This is a genomic window from Streptomyces sp. NBC_00236, assembly GCF_036195045.1.
Classification (GTDB): Bacteria; Actinomycetota; Actinomycetes; order Streptomycetales; family Streptomycetaceae; genus Streptomyces.
Genome location: NZ_CP108100.1, coordinates 5,488,642 through 5,505,819 on the forward strand (window position 1 = coordinate 5,488,642; position 17,178 = coordinate 5,505,819).

14 protein-coding genes are annotated in these 17,178 nt (G+C 70.7%); 6 read left to right on the forward strand and 8 right to left on the reverse strand.

Features of this window, described 5'->3' with window-relative positions; translation table 11 throughout:
* Positions 1-74 precede the first annotated feature (74 nt).
* Positions 75-1,469, reverse strand: coding sequence for a glycoside hydrolase family 18 protein (locus OG446_RS24895; protein ID WP_328896120.1), 1,395 nt, complete (start codon positions 1,467-1,469; stop codon positions 75-77).
* A 261-nt stretch (positions 1,470-1,730) separates the two neighbouring features.
* On the opposite strand from OG446_RS24895, the gene OG446_RS24900 reads away from it, so the two are divergent.
* The 6 genes from OG446_RS24900 to OG446_RS24925 all read left to right on the forward strand — a co-directional run bounded on the left by OG446_RS24900 (position 1,731) and on the right by OG446_RS24925 (position 9,008).
* Positions 1,731-2,483: a GntR family transcriptional regulator gene (locus OG446_RS24900; RefSeq protein WP_219570249.1), complete on the forward strand. Its 753-nt coding sequence runs from the start codon at positions 1,731-1,733 to the stop codon at positions 2,481-2,483.
* A 514-nt stretch (positions 2,484-2,997) separates the two neighbouring features.
* A complete protein-coding gene (locus OG446_RS24905; RefSeq protein ID WP_328896121.1) occupies positions 2,998-4,731 on the forward strand; it encodes a purine-cytosine permease family protein in 1,734 nt (577 codons plus the stop codon).
* Between the two features lie 238 nt (positions 4,732-4,969).
* Complete coding sequence (locus OG446_RS24910) at positions 4,970-5,170, forward strand: SPOR domain-containing protein (protein ID WP_326658177.1); 201 nt, start codon at positions 4,970-4,972, stop codon at positions 5,168-5,170.
* 57 nt (positions 5,171-5,227) lie between these two features.
* Positions 5,228-5,632: a (deoxy)nucleoside triphosphate pyrophosphohydrolase gene (locus tag OG446_RS24915; RefSeq protein ID WP_328896122.1), complete on the forward strand. Its 405-nt coding sequence runs from the start codon at positions 5,228-5,230 to the stop codon at positions 5,630-5,632.
* A 175-nt stretch (positions 5,633-5,807) separates the two neighbouring features.
* The gene (locus tag OG446_RS24920; protein WP_328896123.1) at positions 5,808-6,236 is read left to right on the forward strand and encodes an ATP-binding protein; all 429 of its coding nucleotides are present in this window, start codon (positions 5,808-5,810) and stop codon (positions 6,234-6,236) included.
* Between the two features lie 207 nt (positions 6,237-6,443).
* Positions 6,444-9,008, forward strand: a complete 2,565-nt coding sequence (locus OG446_RS24925) for a SpoIIE family protein phosphatase (protein ID WP_328898406.1) — start codon at positions 6,444-6,446, stop codon at positions 9,006-9,008.
* An 18-nt stretch (positions 9,009-9,026) separates the two neighbouring features.
* On the opposite strand, the gene OG446_RS24930 is transcribed toward OG446_RS24925, so the two are convergent.
* The 7 genes from OG446_RS24930 to OG446_RS24960 all read right to left on the reverse strand — a co-directional run bounded on the left by OG446_RS24930 (position 9,027) and on the right by OG446_RS24960 (position 17,158).
* On the reverse strand, positions 9,027-9,740 hold the full coding sequence (locus OG446_RS24930; RefSeq protein WP_328896124.1) for a PspA/IM30 family protein: 714 nt from the start codon (positions 9,738-9,740) through the stop codon (positions 9,027-9,029).
* Positions 9,741-9,803: 63 nt separating this feature from the next.
* Positions 9,804-11,921 (reverse strand): TPM domain-containing protein, encoded by a 2,118-nt coding sequence (locus OG446_RS24935; protein ID WP_328896125.1) that lies wholly within the window; start codon positions 11,919-11,921, stop codon positions 9,804-9,806.
* Positions 11,922-12,027: 106 nt separating this feature from the next.
* Entirely contained in the window at positions 12,028-12,495 is a 468-nt protein-coding gene (locus OG446_RS24940) for a hypothetical protein (RefSeq protein WP_328896126.1), read from the reverse strand.
* 223 nt (positions 12,496-12,718) lie between these two features.
* Positions 12,719-13,921 (reverse strand): glycoside hydrolase family 1 protein, encoded by a 1,203-nt coding sequence (locus OG446_RS24945; RefSeq protein ID WP_328896127.1) that lies wholly within the window; start codon positions 13,919-13,921, stop codon positions 12,719-12,721.
* A gap of 89 nt (positions 13,922-14,010) precedes the next feature.
* Positions 14,011-14,913 (reverse strand): carbohydrate ABC transporter permease, encoded by a 903-nt coding sequence (locus OG446_RS24950; protein ID WP_328896128.1) that lies wholly within the window; start codon positions 14,911-14,913, stop codon positions 14,011-14,013.
* Positions 14,910-15,902 (reverse strand): carbohydrate ABC transporter permease, encoded by a 993-nt coding sequence (locus tag OG446_RS24955; protein ID WP_328896129.1) that lies wholly within the window; start codon positions 15,900-15,902, stop codon positions 14,910-14,912. Before OG446_RS24955 ends, OG446_RS24950 begins: the two co-directional genes overlap by 4 nt.
* Positions 15,903-15,907: 5 nt before the next feature.
* Entirely contained in the window at positions 15,908-17,158 is a 1,251-nt protein-coding gene (locus OG446_RS24960) for a sugar ABC transporter substrate-binding protein (RefSeq protein ID WP_328896130.1), read from the reverse strand.
* Positions 17,159-17,178: the final 20 nt, after the last annotated feature.

Genomic DNA, 17,178 nt, shown 5'->3' on the forward strand with positions numbered 1-17,178 from the left:
CAGCATGCCAGCCGGGGCGGCAGGGCGGAGTCCGGGGCGGCCGCGGTGTCGCGGCCGCCCCGGAAGGGCCGTTCCTACCGCCGGGAGAGTCCGCGGTCGACGGCGGTCATCAGCTCGCCGTCCTCCGTGTCCCCGTCCAGGGACCAGAACATCGCGCCGCCGAGCCGGTGGTCGCGGATGTACGCGGTCTTGGTGCGCAGGACCTGCGGGTCGTCGTACGTCCACAGTGTGGTGCCGTCGAACAGCCAGGCGCTGCCGTCACGGACGTTGCGGTGGACCTCGTACGTACCGGATTCGGCCAGCTTCTTGAGGGCCTTGTAGTCCTCGTAACCGGCCGCCCAGGTGGCGGGGGCGGGGGCCGCGGCGGGTTGGCCGAGGCCGTCACCGCCGCCGGTCACACCGGTCCAGCCCTGACCGTAGAACGGCATCCCCATCACGAGCTTGCGGGCCGGGGCGCCGCGCTTCAGCCAGTCGCGCACGGTCTGGTCGACGCTGAAGTCGCCCTTCGCGTACAGCGCGGACTGCTGCGCGGTGGTCTTCTCGCCCGAGACATGGAAGTCGTAGCCCTGAAGGTTCACGAAGTCGAAGTCCCGCATGATGCGCGGGACGTCGAAGCCGGCGTCGATCTTCTCGGGGGACGTGGGCACGAACGCCGAGAGGTCGTAGTGCTTGGGCTTCGCTCCGTGGTGGCCGCCCTTACGGGCCGCGGCGCTCTTCGCGTAGGCGTCGAGCTGGGTACGGAATTCATGGACCAGGGCCGTGAAGTTCCGCTTGTCCTCGGGGCGGTGGACCGTGTCGGTGTCACCGGCGGATCCCGGCCATTCCCAGTCGATGTCCACGCCGTCGAAGAGACCGGCTGCCGCGCCCTCGCCGCCGCGCGTCCCGTCCACCGGCAGATTGCCCTTGATGTACAGGTCGATGCACGAGGAGACGAAGGCCTTGCGGGAGGCGGGAGTGCGGGCCGCGTCCGAGAAGTGGGTGGACCAGCTCCAGCCGCCGAGCGAGATCATCACCTTGAGGCCGGGGTGCTTGGCCTTGAGCTCGCGCAGCTGGTTGAAGTTGCCCGCGAGTGCCTGGTCGTCGGTGTCGGCGACGCCGTCCACCGAGCCCGCCGCATCCAGCGGGCGTACGTAGTCGGCCCAGGCGTCTGCCTCGCCGGGGACGTTGCCCGTGAAGCACTTCCCGTCGGCACTCACGTTGCCGAACGAGTAGTTGATGTGGGTGAGCTTGGCCGCCGTGCCGCTCGTCTCCAGGTCCTTGACCTGGAAGTCGCGTCCGTAGACACCCCATTGGGTGAAGTAGCCGACGCGCTTGTACGCGGGCGCGGAACTGTGGTGGCCTCCCTTCCCGCGGTCCGTGCGGTGCTCGTCGCCGTGGCCCGCGGTGGCGTTGGCGGCGGGGGCGAGGGTGGCGGCCAGCGAGAAGGCGCAGGCGGCAATGGCCAGTCCGGACAGGGTTCTTCGACGCATGAGGCCCGTTCCTGTGCGTGTGCGAGGCATGTGCGGGGAGGTGCGTGACCGTGCTGTGTGGAGAGGAAGCTATTGGTCTGGACCAAATATGGTCAAGGGGTGGGGTGCACCGGAACGCCCGAGGACGCGTGGCGGCTGGGGCGGGATATGCGCACGCCGACGGCGAATCATCACTTCGAGTGAAACTCTGGCCTGTGCTTGCGGTGTGGAACCGACCGTTGCGACGCTGTTGCAGTCTGTCAACCTCTTGGGGAGTGGCCTGTGACTTTCGGTGAGCAGCCCGCCTATCTGCGCGTTGCGAGCGATCTGAGAGAGAAGATCGCCAACGGTTCGCTGCCGCCGCATACGCGCCTGCCGTCGCAGGCGCGTATCCGCGAGGAGTACGGGGTCTCGGACACCGTCGCGCTGGAGGCGCGCAAGGTGCTGATGGCCGAGGGCCTCGTCGAGGGCCGTTCCGGCTCCGGAACCTATGTGCGCGAGCGCCCGGTCCCGCGCCGGATCGCCCGTTCCGGCTTCCGGTCGGAGGCGGGAGCCAGTCCGTTCCGGCAGGAGCAGACGGCGGAGGGTGCGCGGGGGACCTGGGAGTCCCGGAGCGAACAGGAGGGCGCGAGCCCGGAGATCGCCGAGCGGCTCGGCATCGAGCCGGGCGACCGGGTGATGCGTACGCGCTATGTGTTCCGGGACGGCGGCGAGCCGATGATGCTCTCCACCTCGTGGGAGACCCTCGCGGTCACGGGGCGCACACCGGTGATGCTGCCGGAGGAGGGCCCCTTGGGCGGCTGCGGGGTGGTCGAGCGGATGGCCGCGATCGATGTCGTCGTGGACAACGTGGCCGAGCAGGTCGGCGCGCGCCCGGGGCTGGCGGAGGAGCTCCTGGCGCTCGGCGGGGTGCCGGGCCATGTGGTGATGGTGATCGAGCGGACGTACTACGCGTCGGGCCGCCCGGTCGAGACCGCCGACGTGGTGGTGCCGGCCGACCGCTACCGGGTCGCCTACCACCTGCCGGTCCGGTGAAGGGTGCGGCGCGGTCCGGGCCGGCTGCCGGGCGGGACCTGCTGACCCGCGGTCCGGGTCGGACGGCGGGCTGCCGGTCCTGCGGTTCCGGTCGCGGTCGGGCGACGGGTTTCCGGTCCTGCGGTTCGGGTTCCGGTCGGGTGACGGGCTGCTGCTCCTGCGGTTCCGGTTCAGGTCGGACGGCGGGCCGCCGGTCCCGCGGTTCCGGTTCCGGCCGGTTGGCGGGCGCCCGGTCCTGCGGCTCCGGCCGGTTGGCGGGCTCTCCGGCCTGCGGCTCCGGCGGGTCGGCGGGCTCTCCGGCCTGCGGTTCCGGTCGGTCGGCGGGGCGGCGGGCGCGGCGTTCCTGTCGGGTGACCGATATCCGGCGGGGCCCGTCCGGTGCCCGTCACCACGAATTAACGGCGGCCCGTACCCCGTAACGGCCGGGCAATCATCGACCGTGATGGCTTGTCATGTCCCGCTCCTACCTTCCCGTTCGGACCCGCACTCCGGACTGACGAACGGGAAGTCACCGATGACGGACACAGTCGTACCGCAGACGGAGACCGCCTCCGGGGGAGACCTCGCAGGCGGCTCCGGCGCCCCGCCCCCCAGTCGCAGCTACGCGAAACTCGCGGCGGACGAGAGCCGGGAGGACTACTCCCTGCGCTATGCGCCGCACTCCTTCCGGCGCTGGTCGCCCGGCACGGTCGCCGGCACCGCGCTCGGTGGGATCGCCTACCTGGCCGACTTCGCGATCGGTGCCTCGATCGTCTTCACCTATGGCTTCACCAGCGGATTCGCCTCGATCATGGCGGCCGCGACGATCATCTTCCTCACCGGCATCCCCATCGCCCGCGCCTGCGCGAAGTACGGCCTGGACATGGACCTCGTCACCCGGGGCGCCGGATTCGGCTACTTCGGCTCGACGCTGACCTCGCTGATCTACGCGTCCTTCACCTTCATCTTCTTCGCCCTGGAGGGCTCGATCATGGCCCAGGCCATGCATCAGGCCTTCGGACTTCCGGTCGAGGCGGGCTATCTGATCACCACTCTGATCGTCATACCGATCGTCTTCCGCGGCATGGGCGCCCTCGCCAAGGTGCAGGCCTGGACCCAGCCCGTCTGGATCATCGGCATGGTGCTGCCGTTCGTCGTCCTCGCCTTCGAGGCGCCGGACGCCTGGGGTGCGTTCGGCTCCTTCGGCGGCACGGAAGGGGCGGGGTCGGGCTTCTCCTGGATCGGCTTCGGGCTCGGCACCGGTGTCGCGCTCTCGCTCATCGCGCAGATCGGTGAGCAGGCCGACTACCTGCGCTTCATGCCGGCGAAGACGGAGGCCAACAAGCGGCGCTGGAACCTCGCCGTCCTCGCCGCCGGACCCGGCTGGGTGATCATCGGCGCGGCCAAGCAGCTCGGCGGCGCGCTGCTCGCCTTCGTCGCCCTGGAGGCGGTCGGCAAGACACACGCGCTGGAGCCGATCGCCCCGCAGATCGAGGCGCTGAAGCCCTGGCTCGGCTCGTTCGCGCTGCCTGCGGCCGCGCTCTTCGTGATCGTGTCGCAGATCAAGATCAACGTGACCAATGCCTACAGCGGCTCGTTGTCCTGGTCGAACTTCTTCTCCCGGATCACCCACCGTCACCCCGGCCGGGTCTGGTACATCTTCCTCAATCTCGTCATCGCGCTGACGCTGATGGAGATGAACATGTTCGCGGCCCTCAACAAGCTGCTGGGCTTCTACTCCAACGTGGGCATCGCCTGGATCGTCGCGGTCGCCGCCGACCTGGTCATCAACAAGCGGATCGGTCTGAGCCCGCCGTACATCGAGTTCAAACGGGCCTATCTGTACGCGGTGAATCCGGCCGGGTTCGGGGCGATGGTGATCGCCTCGACCGTCTCGATCCTCGCCTTCTTCGGGCTGTTCGGCACGTACGCGGAGGCGTTCTCGACCTTCATCGCGGCCGGACTCTCGTTGACGCTCTGTCCGCTGATCGCCTGGGCGACGAAGGGGAAGTACTACCTGGCGCGCCCCAATCCCGTGAACGGGCCCGGAGCCGAGGTCGCGGACATCACCGCCACCCACACCTGCGCGGTCTGCGAAACGGCCTACGAGCTCCCGGACATCGCCGACTGCCCCGTGCGGTCCGGGCCGATCTGCTCGCTCTGCTGCTCGCTGGACGCGGAGTGCGGAGACGTCTGCCGCAAGGCCCCGGCCGCCGGCCCGGTCCTCATGCCGGAGCCGGTACTGCGCGAGGGGGCGGCCCGTCCCTGAGGGCGGCCCCCGAGGCCCTGCGGGCCCGTCCGTGACCGACAGAGCCGTGGCGGAACGCCCCGGGGGCGCATCGGGCCGGATGCGCCCCCGGGGCGTTGGTCCGCTCCTGGCCGGATCGGTATCTCTTTGTGCAATTACGCATGCGTTGAGTAAAGGTCAGGCGTAGGCTCGGGCATATGCGTACTGCGGTTTCCTGGGGATCCTTAGAAACATGCACGTTGTTCAGGGGAGGGGCGCAATGCTCGGGAGGGACACGATGAGCGACAGCGGTGCCGTGCTCCCTTGGCTGGTGATACGGCAGGACGACAACGGCAACCGCTACCGCGTGGGCAGGTACGCCACGCAGGACGAGGCGCAGAAAACCGCCGACAAGCTGGAGAGCCACGGCCACAAGCAGCTCTACTGGGTCGAGCGCATAGGGCAGACCGCCCGCCCGTAGTGCGCCCCCTGCGGGCGTCTGTCCGGGCGTCCGTGACGGGGCGTTACGCTCCGCACCATGACTGATCGCGTGGTGGTGGCCGGAGCCGTCTACGACCGGGGGCGGCTGCTGGCCGCGCGCCGCAGCGCCCCGCCCGAGCTGGCCGGACGCTGGGAGCTGCCCGGCGGCAAGGTGGAGCCGGGGGAGAGCGGCGAGCAGGCGCTCGTCCGCGAGCTCCGCGAGGAGCTGGGCGTCGAGGCCGAGCCGCTGGAGCGCATCCCCGGTGAGTGGCCGCTCAAGCCGGGCTATGTGCTCCATGTGTGGACGGCCCGGCTGGTGTCCGGGGTGCCCGCGCCGCTCCAGGACCACGACGAGCTGCGCTGGCTCGGACCGGGCGAGAGCGGCACGGTGGACTGGCTGGAACAGGACCTGCCCGCAGTGGCCGAAGCCGTACGTCGGCAGCCCGGCGGCGCACAGCGCTGAGTCAGGGCTCTTCGCCGAGCCCCGTGCGCCCCCTCCCTCCACGTACAGCCGTTCGTGCGCACGCGCCTACACCCGTACGCCCCACGTGTCGACAGCAGCGGTATTTCGTCTGGAATTTCGGGTATGTGATGTTTAGCCCCCGCAATCAGGACGTTCCCGTTGCCGACCCTGGGAAGTGATCGGCGTGATCGATACGGAAGGCGACAGCGCGGAGTGGAGCTTTCCGGCTGTTCCCGGTGCCGTGCGCACGGCACGGCACGCCGTCCACGAGGCGCTGACCTGTTGGGGGCTCGACGCGGCCGTCGGGGATGTGACGGTTCTGCTGGTCAGCGAGCTGGTGACCAACTCGATGCGCTACACGGCGGGCCCCATCGGGGTGCGGCTGGTACGCCCCCGTCCTGATGGCGAAGGCCCGGCCGCGCACCCCGGTCTCCTCGTGGAGGTCTCCGATCCGCTTCCGGATCCGCCCACCGAACGTTTGGCTGGACCCGACGACGAAGGCGGCAGAGGGCTGCAGCTCGTGGCCTGTTCGGCCCGCCGTTGGGGGACCCGGCGCGGAAAGAGCGGCAAGACGGTGTGGTTCGAGCTGGCCCTGCCTGGTTAGGAGTGAGGTGGGACGAACAGCGATCACGGTGGGAAGGTCGAAATCGGCCGGTCGGAATCTGGCCGAAACGGACTGAGACCGTGCTGTGATCGTGAACGCCGTGTCGGTCGGGGCCGTAGTGCTGAATACTGCGGGCAGGACCGGTCCGGTGTGTGAGCTGGAGGGGACGGTCGCGTGAGCGAGATACCTGGGACAGCGGGCGACGTGGTGTGGCAGAGCAGTCCGCCTGGCTCGATCTACGACTACATCAGGGTCGCCTCCTTCTCGATCGGCCCCGATGGCCTGATCGAGCAGTGGAGCCGCCGGGCCGCCGGTCTCTTCGGCGTTGCCGCTCACGAGGCCATGGGCAGGGACCCGGTCGAGGCCTTCATGCCGGCCGAGCTGCGCCGGGACGGCCACCGCCGGATCGGCGAGGTGCTCGACGGCAAGGAGTGGACGGGCCTCGTCCCCTTCCGGATGCCGGGCGAGGACGCGGTGCACGGGCTCGCCGAGATCTATGTGATGCCGAGCGAGACGGCGACCGGTGAACGGGCCGCGGTCTGCATCGTGGTGGACGTCCGCGCCCTGCGGCGCATCGAGACGGACCTCGCGGCCTCGCAGGCGATTTTCGGCCAATCCCCTTTCGGGTTCGTACTGTTCGGCACCGACCTCACCGTGGTGCGGGCCAACCAGCGGTTCGCCACCGTCTTCGGCGGCCGGGCCGACGACCACCGCGGCCGTACGGTCCACGACTACCTCGGGGCCGCGGAGGCGGACCGGCTGACGGCGACGCTCGAACGCGTCCTGGCCACCGGCGACTCCGTCACCGACCTCCAGCTCGTCGGTACCGCCCCCGGCGACACCGAGCGCCGCCACTGGTCGATGAACCTCTACCGGGTGCACAGCGGCTCGGGCCGTCCCATCGGCATCGCCGGACTGGCCACCGATGTGACCCGGCGCCACATCGCCGCCCGGGAGGCCGCCAGCGCCCGGCGCAACCTCGCCCTCCTCAACGAGGCGAGCGCCCGTATCGGCAACTCCCTCGACCTGGAGACGACCGCACGCGAACTCCTCGACGTCGCCGTACCCGGCTTCTGCGACCTCGCGTCCGTCGACCTCTACCAGGCCCTGCTCACGGGCGAGGAGACGCCGCCCGGCAGCGGCGGCTCCCTGCAGGGGGAAGCGGTCGGCGGCTCCGCCGAACTGCGCCGCGTCGCCTTCGCCAGCGCCGTGTCGGACGCCCTGCCCGGCATCCCCGACCCCTCGTCCGACGCCGAACCCCACACGGCCGAGGGCCCGCCCGCCGTCGGCGCGCTGCACCACTACCCCTTCGGCTCGCCCTGCGCCATCGCCCTGCGCACCGGCCATGTGGAGGACGTGCCCGGCGACGACCGCGGCTTCGTCCAGTCCACGCTGGCCGTGCCACTGGTCGCCCACGACACCGTGGTCGGCCTCGCACGGTTCTCCCGTACCAAGGGCAGCGAACCCTTCGGGGAGCGGGACCGCGCCCTGGCCGGCGAACTCGCCGCACGCGCCGCCGTCTGCATCGACAACGCCCGCCTCTACCGCCGCGAGCACGAACGCGCGCTGATACTCCAGCGCAGCCTCCTGCCGCCCGGCGACCCCGAGGCCGCCGGACTCGACATCGCCTGCCGCTACCTGCCCGGCAACACGGCGACCGAGGTGGGCGGCGACTGGTTCGACGTGATCGAGCTCCCCGGCCACCGCACCGCCCTCGTCGTCGGTGACGTGATGGGCCGCGGACTGCGCGCCGCCGTGGCCATGGGCGAACTGCGCACCGCCGTGAGAACCCTGGCCCTCCTCGACCTGGAGCCCGCCGAAGTCCTCTCCGCGCTCGACGAGGTCGCCCGGGGCCTCGGAACCCCCGGCGCCGGTACCTCGTCCGACGCGGGCGGCGGCGCTCAGTGGCCGTCGCGGGCCGCCCACAAGTCACGCGAGGCGGACCTCTCCGAGGTCTATCTCGCCACCTGCGTCTACGCCGTCTACGACCCCGTCACCCGGCGCTGCACCTTCGCCAACGCCGGTCATCTGCCCCCCGTCGTCGTCGAGCCGGGCGAAGCCGCGCTGCTCCTCGACGTACCGCCCGGCATGCCGCTCGGCGTCGGCGGCGAACCCTTCGAGGAGGTCGAGGTGGAGCTCAAGGAGGGCGCCCTCCTCGCCCTCTACACCGACGGCCTCGTCGAGTCCCGCGACCATCCGCTGGACGAGGGACTCGAAGCGCTGCGCGAAGCCCTCGTCGAACCGGCCCGGCCACTCGAGGACGTCTGCGACCACGTACTGAGCTCGCTCGACACCCGGCACGGCGAGGACGACATCGCCCTGCTGATGGCCCGCATCCAGGGGCTGCCGGCCGACGCCGTCGGCGACTGGCGGCTGCCCCGCGAGCCCCGCTCGGTCGGCCGCGCCCGCGAACTCGCCCGCGGCCGGCTGATCGCCTGGGACCTCGAAGACCTGGTGGACACCACCGAACTGCTGGTCAGCGAACTCGTCACCAACGCCCTGCGGTACGGCGAGGGCGAGATCCGGCTGAGACTGCTGCGCGACCGCACCCTCGTGTGCGAGGTGTGGGACGCGGGTCTCGTCCAGCCGCGGCGCAGGCGCGCACGCGACACGGACGAGGGCGGCCGCGGACTCCAGCTGGTCGGGCTGCTGAGCGCGGCCTGGGGGTCGCGCCGGACACCGCGCGGCAAGACCGTCTGGTTCGAACTCCCGCTGCCCGACGGCGCGCCGGCCGCCGAGCGCACGGTGGAGGAACTGCTCAGCATGTTCTGAGACCGGCTCCCGGCGGATTCACGAAGCGGTCTTCAGAGCGGCGAGGCGGGCCTCCACCTCGGCGCTGTCGCCCAGCGTGTCCAGCTGCTCGAACTGCGCGTCCAGCGACGATGCGGCGAGCTCCTGCTTGCCCAGCGCCTTCGCCTCCTCGCGCCGCACCTTGTCCTCGAACCGGCTGATCTCGCTGGTCGGGTCCAGGACGTTGATGTTCTTGACGGAGTCCATCATCTGGTTCTGCGCCTGGGCGGACTTCGCGCGGGCGACCAGCTCGTCACGCTTGGACTTGAGCTCCGTCAGCTTCGTCTTCATCTGGTCCAGGCCCGCCTTGAGCTTGTCCACCACCTCGGACTGGGAGGCGATCGTGGGCTCCGCCGTCTTCGCCTCCTTCTCCGACTGGAGCTGGCGCCCGAGCGCGACCTTGGCCAGGTTGTCGAACTTGTCGGCGTCCGGGCCCGATCCGCCCGCCCGCAGCTCATCGGCCTTGCGGCTGGCGGCGAGTGCCTTCTCGCCCCACTCCTTGGCCGCCGCCACGTCCTCGCGGTGGTCCTGCTCCATGAGGCGCAGATTGCCGATGGTGGCGGCCACGGCCTGTTCGGCCTCCGAGATGTTGGACGTGTACTCGCGGATCAGCTGGTCCAGCATCTTCTGCGGGTCCTCGGCCTGGTCGAGCAGCGCGTTGATGTTCGCCTTCGCCAGCTGGGTGACGCGTCCGAGAATGGTCTGCTTGGTCATGGCACCTCTCCTGTGTGGTCCGGTCCTGCTGAGCAACGTGACGGGTACGGGCGGGGCACTCGTTCAGAAGCGGCCGCCACCGCCCCGCCGGCCGCGGGTGCCCCCGCCGCCGAAACTTCCCGGTCCGCCGCCCCCGCCGAAGCCCCCGCCGAACCCGCCCCCGCCGAATCCGCCCCCTCGGCCGCCTCCGCCGCCCAGGAGCCCGCCGAGGATGATCCCGCCGAGAACCGCGCCGCCCATGTCCCCGCCGCCTCCCGGCATCCCGCCGCCCGGCCCGCCGCGGCCCCCGTACGCGCGCACGTCCTGCTCCGCGAGGCTCCGCGCCTCACCGGCCAGCGCGTCCGCCCGTTGCGCCTCGGCCAGCGCGGCCTGCGGATCGTCCGTCCCGGCCAGCTCGCCGGCCCGTTCCAGCCGCCGCTGCGCCTCCGCCAGCCGGGTCCTGGCCTGACTGCCGACCGCTCCTCGGTTCGTGGTGACGTAGTCGGCGGCGCCGCCGACGGCCGACCGCGCGGTGAGCATCGTCTGGTCGAGCAGGGAGCGGGCCCGCCGGTTGCCCCGCTCCTGCTCGCGCGCCCCGGCCAGCGCCTCGTCCAGCACCGCGTCGGCCTCCTCCACCCGCCGCAGGGCGTCGATCGGGTCGTACGCGCCCGCGCCCAGCTCCGCCCGCACATCGCGGGCCACGGTCTGCGCGCGGGCGATCCGGCCGCGCAGGTCCGCGGTGGACATGCCCTCCGCCGTGCCCTCCAGCAGCCCTCCCGCGTCCGCCAGGTCCGTCTCCGTCTCGGTGAGCGCCGCCTGCAGCTTGGCCGCGGCCTCCTCCAGTTCCCGCGCGCGCCGGTCGACGGCGTCGACGAGCGTGGCCGCCTGGCCGACCGCGCCCTCGGTGGCCCGTACGTACACCGCCGCCGCGGAGCGATCACCTCCGTCCACGGCCTGGCGGGCCTGGTTGAGCGACGACGTCGCGAAGACGAGCCGGTCCTTGGCCTGCTCGATGTCGCCCGCCGCGGGGGCCGACGCGGACTCCGCGTAGCGGCTGCGCAGGGTGGTGAGCGTGGCTTCGGCGGCGGTGACCCGGCCGGCGAGCGCACGGAAGGCGGTCTCGGCCGCGGCCAGTGCCTGCGGGGCGTCGCGTTCCAGTTCCCGCAGCCGGTCGAAGTCCTCGGAGACGTCGTCCAGGCGGCCGTTGGCGTCCGCGCACCGGCTGATGATCTCGTCCAGCAACCGCCGGCGCGTGGCGTCGTCCTCGGGGAAGGCGTCGTCGAGCTGCTGACGCAACCGGAACGCCGTCGTCAGCTCACCCTTGGCGTACGTGACCGCCTCCGTGAACGGTGCGGCGGCCTCCTCGCCGAACTGGGCGGTGGCGAATCCGAGTTCCTCCTCGCTCGTGCGGACCGCGTCGTCCGTGGCGACGAGCGTCTCCTTGGTCCGCGCGTCGAGTTCGGGGAGCGGGGTGGGCGGCTGCGGCGGTTCCTCGCGCCCGCCTCCGGCCGGCCCCCAGCCGGTCGCGCCGGGCGTCGTACGGGTGGCGGCGCGCCGCTTGCGCCGGGTGAACGCGTACGCGGCGACCGCCGCGACGCCGCCGACGAGCACGATCGGCAGCACCAGGTCCCCGGTACTCGTCCCGCCGGAGCTCCCCGTGCCGGGGTCGTCGGCGCCCGGGGTGATCGCCGGGGTGGGGACGGGCGAACCGGCCAGGACGGCGGAGTACCCGTTGGCGGCCCCGATCGCGGCACCCGCCCAGTCGTTTTCCTTGAGCGCCGGTTCGATCGCGGTGCTCGCCACGTCCTGGAGCTGTGCGTCGGTGAGACGGGAGCCCTGGTCGACGGAGTAGGCGTACTGCCGGTCGTGGGTGGCGACGGCCAGCAGCACGTCGTCGAGGCCGAGCCCGTTGCGGCCGGCCGTCTCGTCGGCCCAGTCCTGCGGGGACCGCCCGGAGAAGTCCCGGACGTAGGCCACGAAGAGCTGGATGCGGCGCTGGTCGTAGAGCCGGTCGAGCGCGGTCACCACCTGGGCCCTGCGGTCCCCGAGCGCACCGACCTTGTCGGTGATCTGCCCGTCCCGGGACAGCGTGATGGGGTCATCGGCACGGGCGGCCGTCGCGGTGGGAAGGGCCAGCCAGCACACCGTCAACAGCACGGCGAGCAGGGCCCGGCCCGGTATGAGGATCCGGGTTCGGCTCACGGGCGGCATCACGTTTGCGAGGCTATGTCTGCCTCAGTGGCCCCGCGACCCGGCCGCCGGACCGCACCTCGGCCCCGGGCGGCCCTGCCACCGGCCGGACCCGGCGTCACGGCGGGTCCACCTCCCCGTCGTACAGGCGCATCCGCCACCAGGCCCGGCTCCGCCACGGATGCCCGGCGGCGTGCGGGGAGTGGAGCGTGCGACGCCGCAGCGTGCGGTCCAGCCGGGTGACGAGCCGGGACAGCTCGGCCCGGGGCCGGTCCGGCAGCAGGGCGAGCACCTCGGCCAGGAGGTCCCGTACGTGTGTCACGTCGTCGAGCGAGCAGCCTCGGCAGCTGCACCGGGCAAGGCTCGGATACAGGACGCGCCCGGGGCGGGCGAGGAAGCGTCGGTAGCGGAGCAGAGCGATCTCGGTGGCGCCCGGGTGGACCTCGTAGAACTCGTACGCGTACTCCACACGCCGGATGGCGGTGCTGGTGGCGAACGAGAGCGAGCCGATCCTGCCCGGCTCGCGCAGCCACAGGGGTGTGCGGTTCTCGGGAGCGCGCAGCGCGCCGGGCCGCTTACGCGGCATGCGCCTTTCGGCAGGAGGACTTCATGCCGGTCATATTGCCACGGCACGCCCGCGCACAGGAGGCCCGCGGACGCGCGGATACGAAGGCGGGGGAGCGAGCGGGCCCATCGGCCGTACGGAGGGCGGCACGGAGGTGATGCCGCACGGGAACCGGCGGATGTCAGGTTCCGCCGGCTCCCGTACGGGCGGGAGCCGTCAGGAGCTCCCGGTCCAGGAGCCGGTCTCAGCCGGCGTCGCGCGGCAGGGTGCGGGTGCGGCCCATCTCCCCCAGCCAGACGGCGGACGGCTTCGGCAGCCGCTCGAACGTCTCCGGGTCCCAGCCGATGAGGCCGAAGGCGGGCGCGTAGGAGCCCCACTCGTAGTTGTCGAGCGCGCTCCACGCCAGGTAGCCCTGGATGTTGAGGCCGTCCTCCAGCGCGGAGGCGACCTCGTTGAGCGCGCCGGTGTAGTAGTCGATCCGGCGGCTGTCCACGTCCGTGGCGATGCCGTTCTCGGTGACGATCAGCGGCATGTCCGGGCCCACGACCTCGGCGGTGTGGCGCAGCGCGTATCCGACGGCGGAGGGGTAGTACTCCCACTGCGTGAGGGTGCGCTCGACGTCGTCCGGGGTCGGGATCGGCCCGTCCGTGCCGATCTTCGTACGGGTGTAGGACTGGACGCCGATCCAGTCGTCGCCGCGGGCGGCCTCGATGAAGACGTCCTCGCGGGGGTACCGGTAGGCCGCGGTGACGTCCTCGGCGCCGGGGAGGGCCTGGTAGACCTGGTTGGCGACGGTCCAGCCGACCCGGATGTCCGCGTTGATCGCCTTGACCTCCTTGACGGCCGCGTGGTGGGCGGCGATCACGGCCACGGTGGTCTCGTCGTCCGGGGTCGGCAGACCGGCGGGCGGGAAGCCGATGTCACCGCGCTTGGCCTGGCCCGCCATGACGGCGATCATGTTCGGCTCGTTGATGGTGCACACGTGGCTGACGCCTTCGGCGATGACCGGTGCGCAGGCCGCGACGTAACGGGCGAACAGTTCGGTCGCGCCCTCGGAGGTGAAGCCGCCGCGGGCCTCGAACCACTGGGGCACGGTGAAGTGGTGCAGGGTGACCATGGGGCGCAGTCCGCGCTCGATGGCGCCCTCGACCATCCGGCGGTAGTGCGCGAGCTCGGCCCGGGAGAAGCGTCCCTCGACGGGCTCGATGCGGGCCCACTCGATGGAGAACCGGTAGTCGGTGAAGCCCAGTCCGGCCAGCACGTCCATGTCCTCGTGCCAGCGGTGGTAGCTGTCGCAGGCGTCCAGGCTGGGCTCCTGGATGTGGGTGCCCGCGGTGTGCTCCTTGACCCACCAGTCGCTGTTGGTGTTGTTGCCCTCGATCTGGTGGGCGGCCGTGGAGGCGCCCCACAGGAAGCCTTCGGGGAACGGGACCTGGGTGTGAGTCATCGCAAACTGTCTTTCTGGTGCGTGAAGGGGTGTGGCCGGGCGCGGAGTGTGGGGTGCGCGGGCCTTGTACGTGTCGGTGGGCCGGCGGGCTACTTCATGCCCGCGGTGGCGATGCCCTGGGTGAAGTGCCGCTGGAGCGCGATGAAGACGACCAGGACCGGCAGCACGATCAGGAAGGACCCGGCCATCAGCATGCCGTTGGAGCCACCCGCCTTGTTCGGGTCGGTGGCGAAGGTCGCCAGGGCGACCGGGAGGGTGTACTTGTCGGGGTCGTTGGTCGCGATGAGCGGCCAGACGAAGTTGTTCCAGGAGCCCAGGAACGTGAAGATCGACAGCGTCGCCAGGGCGGGCTTCACCAGCGGCATCACGATCCGCCAGAAGATGTACCACTCGCCGGCGCCGTCCATCCGGGCCGCTTCCAGCAGCTCGTCCGGGATCGACTGCATGAACTGCCGCATCAGGAAGACCCCGAAGGCGCCCGCCGCGAACGGCAGCACCAGACCGGCGTACGAGTCGATCAGGCCCATCTTGCTCATCAGCACGAACAGCGGCAGCAGCATCAGGTTGCCGGGCACCATGAGGGCGCCGAGCACCAGGCCGAAGATCTTGTTCCGGCCGGCGAACCTCAGCTTGGCCAGGGCGTACCCGAGCATCGAGCAGAACACCAGGTTCGAGACGGTGACCAGCACCGCGACGATCACCGAGTTCATGAAGTACAGCGGCAGATCGAGCTTGTCGAGCAGGTCCCGGAAGTTGTCCAGGGTCCACTCGGTCGGGATCCAGACCGGCGGGCTCGCGGTCAGCTCGTTCGTGGTCTTGAACGCGGACAGGGCCATCCACAGGAACGGCGCCGACATGATCAGCAGGCCGAGCGACAGCAGGACGTAGACGAGGACCCGCTTCAGGGACCGCGGTCGCTTCTCCCCGCCCGGCTGTCCGGGCTCCTTCGACGGCGCCGTCGAGACGGCGCCCGGTGCACTGGTGGCGCTCATTTCGTGTTGTCCTTCAGCAGTCGGAGCTGCAGCACCGTGATGCCCATGATCACTACGAAGAGGACATACGCCATGGCGCTCGCATAGCCCATGTGGAAGAAGTTGAAGCCCTCGCGGTACATGTTCAGCGAGACGGTGAGCGTCGAGTCCGAGGGGCCGCCCTGCGTCATCACGAAGGGTTCCTCGAAGACGTTGAGGTAGCCGATGGTGGTGATCACCGTGGCGTAGAGCAGCGTGGGCCGCAGCAGCGGGACCGTGATGCCCTTGAACTCCTGCCAGATGTTCGCGCCGTCCAGCCGTGCTGCCTCCCGCACCTCGGTGGGGATGGCCTGCAGGCCGGCGATGAAGAGCACCATGACCGTGCCCAGGTTCCGCCAGACCGCCATCGCGATCATCGAGGGCATGGCCAGCTTCTCGGAGCCGAGGAAGTCCGGCGCGGTGAGGCCCACTTCGGAGAAGAGGCCCGCGACGAGACCGTCGCTCGGATCGAGGACGAACCGCCAGACGACGGCGACCGCGACGATGGTGGTGACGACCGGGGCGTAGAAGCCGACGCGGAAGAAGGTCCGGGCCCGGTCGATGCCGTTGTTCAGCAGGACGGCGACGACCAGCCCGAGGAAGATCGTCAGCGGCACGCCGATGACCACGAAGTACGCCGTGTTGAAAAGCGACTTGAGGAACTTCTCGTCGCTGAACAGCTTGGTGTAGTTCTCGAAGCCGATGAAGTTCGCGTCCAGCGGATGCGTCACGTTGCGCAGCCCGAAGTCCGTGAAGCTCATCACCAGCGTGGCGATGATCGGGACGGCCATGAAGACGAGGAAGAGCACCAGGAAGGGAGTGGAGAACAGCCAGCCGGCCATGTTCTGCACGCCCATCGAGGGCTTCCTGCGGCTTCGCGAGCCCTTCGGCCCGGCGGCCGGGGACGCGGCGGTCCCCGGCCCGGCCTGCACCTTGGCCGGCTGTGCGGCCTTTCCGGTCGTGGTGCTCATGGCTCCTACTTCACGAGGCCTTCGATCTCGGACTGCGCGGTCTTCAGCGCGTCCTCGGCGGACGCCTTGCCCTGGGTCACCTTCGCGATGGCCTGGTCGACCTTGTCGGTGATCTCGGTCCAGTTGGGCAGCGAGGGGGAGGACTTGGCGGTGTCCATCTGCTTCTTGAAGATCTGCAGGTCGGCGTCGTCGGCGAGGTCGCCGGAGGTCCAGGCGGCGGTGTTGGCCGGCAGGTCCTTGGTGCGCTCGTACCAGTCGGCCTGGCCCTTGGTGTCGGTCAGGTACTTGATGAACTCGGTGGCCGCGGCCTTGTGCTCGCTGTCCTTGGAGATCACCAGGGAGGAGCCGCCCGCCATGGAGGTGGAGGACTTGTCGGCGGGCACATTGGCCACCGCCCACTTGCCCTTGAGCTGCGGCTGGCCCTCGTTCAGCAGGGTGACGTGCCAGGGACCGCCGAAGAACATCGGGACGCGGCCGTTGCCGAAGTCCTTCACGACGTCGTAGCCGGGCTGCACGGACTTGTTGGAGAGCCCCTTGTCGAAGTACGAGCCGTACTCCTTGAGCGCCCGGACGGCCTCGGGGCTGTCGATGACGGCCTCGCCCTTGTCGTTGACGATCTCGCCGCCGGCCGAGTACAGGAAGGAGTAGAAGTTCTGCACCGTGTCCAGGCCGCTGGGCTGGATGGACAGGCCCCACTTGGTGTCCGCCTTCTTCTGGTAGGCGGTCGCGAGGGCCTGCATCTCCTTCCAGTCGGCCGGAGCCTTGGTGATGCCGGCCTTCTCTGCCAGGTCGGTGCGGTAGTAGAGGACGCGGGTGTCGACGTACCACGGCACGCCGTACGCCTGGCCGTCGACCTCGCCCTGCTTCCAGCCGGCCGGGAAGAAGTCCTTCTCCTGGAAGATCTTGGTGTCGACCGGCTCCAGCACGCCGAGCTCGGAGAACTCGCCCATGTAGCTTCCGCCCATCTGCGCCACGTCCGGCATGGTGCCGGCGGCGGCCGCGGAGACGAGCTTCTGGTGGGCGACGTCCCAGCCGACCGGGGTCACCTTGACGGTGATGTTCGGGTTGGCCTTCTCGTACACCTTGGCCACGTCCGCGAGCTTCTCGCCCTCGGCCCCCATGGCCCAGACGGTGAGCGTCTGCTTGCTGTCCGCGGCGACGTCCTCGCCCCCGGAGCTGCCGCACGCGGTGAGGCCGAGGGAGAGCACGACAGCGATACCGATGCCGGTGGAGGCGGTTCTGGCGGTGCGGGACATGGAGGGCTCCTCCTTGAGCA